This is a genomic window from Streptomyces sp. NPDC060027 (genome assembly GCF_042737005.1).
Lineage (GTDB): Bacteria > Actinomycetota > Actinomycetes > Streptomycetales > Streptomycetaceae > Streptomyces.
The window spans coordinates 1-4,386 of the sequence record NZ_JBHWVI010000386.1; the positions used below are offsets into that span (position 1 = coordinate 1).

General features: G+C 71.7%; 3 protein-coding genes. 2 read left to right on the forward strand and 1 reads right to left on the reverse strand.

Features of this window, described 5'->3' with window-relative positions; translation table 11 throughout:
- Positions 1-122: 122 nt before the first annotated feature.
- Entirely contained in the window at positions 123-1,541 is a 1,419-nt protein-coding gene (locus ACFWBT_RS42010) for a lipase family protein (protein WP_385709810.1), read from the reverse strand.
- A 630-nt stretch (positions 1,542-2,171) separates the two neighbouring features.
- Here ACFWBT_RS42010 and ACFWBT_RS42015 point away from each other — a divergent pair.
- Together ACFWBT_RS42015 and ACFWBT_RS42020 are read left to right on the forward strand one after the other, a co-directional pair.
- Entirely contained in the window at positions 2,172-2,819 is a 648-nt protein-coding gene (locus tag ACFWBT_RS42015) for a TetR/AcrR family transcriptional regulator (RefSeq protein WP_385709813.1), read from the forward strand.
- A 268-nt stretch (positions 2,820-3,087) separates the two neighbouring features.
- Positions 3,088-4,275 carry a chitinase gene (locus ACFWBT_RS42020; RefSeq protein ID WP_385709817.1) on the forward strand — a complete coding sequence of 396 codons (1,188 nt, stop codon included), beginning with the start codon at positions 3,088-3,090 and terminating at the stop codon, positions 4,273-4,275.
- Positions 4,276-4,386: the final 111 nt, after the last annotated feature.

Here is a 4,386-nt window from a genome sequence, read left to right on the forward strand (position 1 = left end):
CTGTTGGGGGTGGGGCCGGCCCCTACCCCCGGGGCACCCCGGTCCTTCCCCCGGGCGCGGGGCCCGGGGGGGGGGGGGGGCCCGGGTGGCCTGGAGCGCCGCGGGGCCCCGCACGACGTGGCTCAGGGCTGCAGAGGCATCGTCCAGCAGTTGGAGGTGGCGCGCTTGCCGGCGAGGCGGTCGGTCAGCCAGGAGATGGCGTCGCCCTGGTCGGTGATGAGGGGCACGACGTGGTTGGTGAGCAGTCCGTCGCCGAGGTTCGGCAGGTTGATGGCGTCGTAGGTGATGTCGGCGCCCTTGCGGCACCAGTCGACGGCGAGCTGACGTGCCTGGCCGTGCGGCACGATGTCGTCCTGGATGCCGGTGATCAGGCGCACCGGACTGGTGGGCTTCAGCCTGCCGATGCGCTGGTTGTCGAGCGTGGCCCGGAGCTCCGGCGAGCTCTCCACGATGTCGCTGACGGACTGGCCGTCCGTCGTCCACGACCTGCTCTTCTTGAACGCGTATCCGAAGATCGCGTCGCCGACGCACATCGTGGAGAGGTCGTTGAGCGCGGCCTTCCCGGCGGAGTTGAGGTGGGCGTCGGCGATGGCCCGCAGCTCGGGGTCGGACTGCAGGAAGCCGTTGAGGGACCAGCCGAGGGCACCGGCGAGGGCACTGCCGTCGATGCCCTTGATCACCTCGGTGAGGTTGGCGGGCGGTGCTCCGGAGTAGGTGCCGGCCAGCGTGATGTCCGGGGCGTAGGACGGCTGGAGTTCGGCCGCCGACGCGCTGGCGCCGCCGCCCTGGCTGTAGCCGAAGAGACCGACGGGTGACGTGGAGGTGATCGACGCACCGGTCAGCGCGCGTGCGGCGCGGACGGCGTCGAGGAGCGCGTGGCCGCCGTCGAGGCGGTTCACGTAGGTGTGGAGCCGGTCGGTCGCGCCCAGCCCGGCGTAGTCGGTGACGACCACCGCCGTGCCGGCGGCCAGGAGCCGGTAGATGGCGAGGTCCTCGTATCCGACCGACACCGTGTCGCCGTTCAGGGAGAGCGGGTGCTCGAGTCCCATGGAGGCCGCGCACTGGTCGCCCTGGCCCATGGTGCCCGGGGCCACGGCCACCAGCGGTCGTGGGCCGCCGCCCTTCCAGGCGGCCGAGGGCTCGATGTAGGCGCCGGTCACCGCGACGGGTCGGCCGTTGGAGTCGGTGGACTTGTACATCAGGCGGGTCGCGGTGCCGGGGAGCGGACCGTCGAGGCCGGGCAGGCTGAGGGCGAGCGGCAGGGGTTCGGTCCGGATCAGGGCGCCGTCGGCCGCGGGAAGGCTTGCGGGTGGCGTGTAGAAGGCGGGAATGGTCACGCCCCGGGAGACCACATCGCCCGCGCCGGCGGCCGCGGCGGGGATCGCCTGGACGCTCAGGCAGGCGAGGGCAGCGAGCGCGGAGGCGAGGAGGCGGCCGCGCTTCGACGCGGCCGCTCTGGGGTGCGCGGAGGGCAGCGGCCGCTCCGTGGGGGGACGGGTGAACGCCGGATGCGGCTGGTCGGTGCCGGGGGGTCGTTCCATGCGGCTCACTCCCTGCTTCGTCGAAACGTGGGGGTCGTGCGGGCGGCCTGCGGTGTCAAGGGCGTGACACCGGTTCGGGTGAGGTGCCGGCCTGGCCGCGACCGGGGGACTCCGGCGGCGGTCGCGGGTCGGTGCGAGGGAAAGGGCAGCGCACGGGAACGGACGGGGGCAGGACGATCGCACCCGCCCGGAACGCGGACGTGGGCAGGACGACGGACCCGCTCGCATCGCGCACGCGGGTGGGACGGCTGTTTCCGCCCGTGTCACGGACGCGGGCAGGACGGCACCGCACTGCGCGCCGTCGGCCGGGCGGCGGGCAGTGCGGAGCCCGCCCACGCGTCGTACGGCGCGTGGGCGAGGTGGGGTGTCCTGGGGTTTCTGAACTCGGCGGAGCCCCGGTGCTCGTGGCTGTGGCTCCGCCGTTCTGTGCTGTCCCGTGTTGCCCTGTTCCTGTGCCTGTGATCGGCAGCGACGGACGCCGAAGTCCCGTGCGACGCCCGCTAGTTACTCCCGAGTCACATCAGGAGAGTAGGAGCGGATGTCACTCAGTGACAAGATGTCTGCGCGCGTCAGTTCCGAGAGGCTCGCTATGCTTCCTGCGATCTGACGGACAGGGACGGTGAGGCAACGGTGCGTGATGCGGCACCCGCAGACCGGGCCACGACGGCCGGCGCAACCACGAGGCCGTCGCTGGGCGAACGGCGCAGGGACGCTCTCCGTCTCGACATAGCCCGCGAGGCCGTCCGCCTGTTCATCTCGCAGGGCGTCACGGGCACCACGGGGGACCAGATCGCGGAGGCGGTGGGCGTCTCGACCCGCACCCTGTGGCGCCACTTCCCCACCAAGGAGAGCTGCGTACGCCCCTTACTCACAGCGGGACTCGACGCCGCCACCGATCAACTGCGGCACTGGCCGCCGGACACCGGGCTGCTGGACTTCCTCACGCATTCCTGCCGACACGGGAGGCTGCCGTCCGCCGACCCCGCGGTGCTCGACCTGATCCGCATGACCCCCACCGAGCCCGCACTGCGTGCCGTCTGGCTCCAGGCCCACGACGACGCACTGCCCGTCCTCACGGAACTCCTCGCCAAGCGCTCCGGCGGGAGCGCCGACGACCTCCGGGTGAAGGTGCACGCGGCCACCGTCAACGGCGCACTGCGTGCCGCGGCGGAGGACTTCGCCGTACGGTTCGCCGACAAGGCGGAGGCCTCCGAGGAGGATCTCGCCGCCTCTCTACATGCCGCCTTGCACGCGGCGTCGGAGGGCCTGCCGTACTGACAACACCCCACCGGGCCCGGCCCGTTGAGGCCGGGGCACACCCGGGCGGGCGACCCGTGACGCACACCTCGCCCCTTCACGCCCCACGCGGGGCGGGCAGCGAACGGCACCTCGAGTAAAGAGTTCGCATGGTCTAGTCCAAAGGCCCGTCTGGTCTAGTCCAACTCATTGACGTGATCGCGACAGCAGCCGGAAGCTGGGGCCACTCCCCCACCCCTCTGGAGGCACAGTGAGACGTCTTCGCGCATGTCTGGGCGCGGCAGCCGCCGTGAGCCTGGCCGCAGTCGGCACCACCGCGCTGGTCGCGGGCAACGCCTCGGGCGCCACCAGCGCGCTCAGCAACCGCTGGTACGCCGCCGCCCCCTATCTGATGCCGACGGACAACGACCCGCCGGACCCGGGCGCCATCATGGACGCGACGGGCCTCAAGGCGTTCCAGCTCGCATTCGTCCTCGCCCCCAACGGCGGTGGCTGCTCGCCCACTTGGGGCGGCACCTCAGCGGTCTCCTCGGACACCGCCGTGCAGTCGGTCGTCAACACCATCCGCGCCAAGGGCGGCGACGTCTCCGTCTCCATCGGCGGCTACGGCGGCACCAAGCTCGGTCAGGCCTGCTCGGACCCGGCCGCCACCGCCGCGGCGTACCAGCAGGTCATCACCAAGTACGGCCTGCACGCGATCGACTTCGACCTGGAGGAGCCGGAGTACGAGAACACGGCGGCCATCAGGAACGAGATCGGCGCCGCCAAGATCCTCCAACAGAACAACCCCGGCCTGTACGTCTCCGTCACCACGGCCGGCACGGCGGACGGAACGGGCTGGTTCGGCAAGCAGATGCTGCTGGAGGCGAAGTCGCAGGGCTTCACGCCGAACAACTTCTCCATCATGCCGTTCGACGGCGGCTTCAACGGCGCCGCGTCGCAGACCAGCGCGCTCGCCAACTTCAACACGATCCTCCGGTCCACGTTCGGCTGGGACCAGGCGACCGCGTACGCCCATGAGGGCTTCTCCGGCATGAACGGCCGCAGCGACACCGGTGAGTACTTCTCCCAGGCCGATTTCCAGACCGTGCTGGACTTCGCCACCGGCCACAACATGGACCGCTTCACCTTCTGGTCCCTGAACCGGGACCGCCAGTGCACGCCCGCCGACAACGGCGGCCGTACGTCCGGCACTTGCTCCAGCGTGGCCCAGAACTCCTGGGACTTCGCGAAGTACTCGGTGAAGTTCGCCGGAGCGACCCCGCCCACCGGCACACCCACCCCGACGCCCACGCCGACCCCGACACCCACACCGCCCGGCTCCGCCTGCAAGACGGCCTGGAGCGCGTCGACGGTCTACACCGCCGGCAACGAGGCCTCGTACAACCACCGCAACTGGAAGGCCAAGTGGTGGACCCAGAACGAGGCGCCGAGCGGCGCCGAGTGGGGTCCGTGGCAGGACGAGGGCGCCTGCTGACGACGGTTCGGTTCCGGACGGCGTGCCCGACGGGCGCCCCGCCCGGACCATCGGCTCAAGGCCTCCCCGCCGAGCCGCGGCGCTGAGGGGGCGGCGTCACCCGAGCTCGGG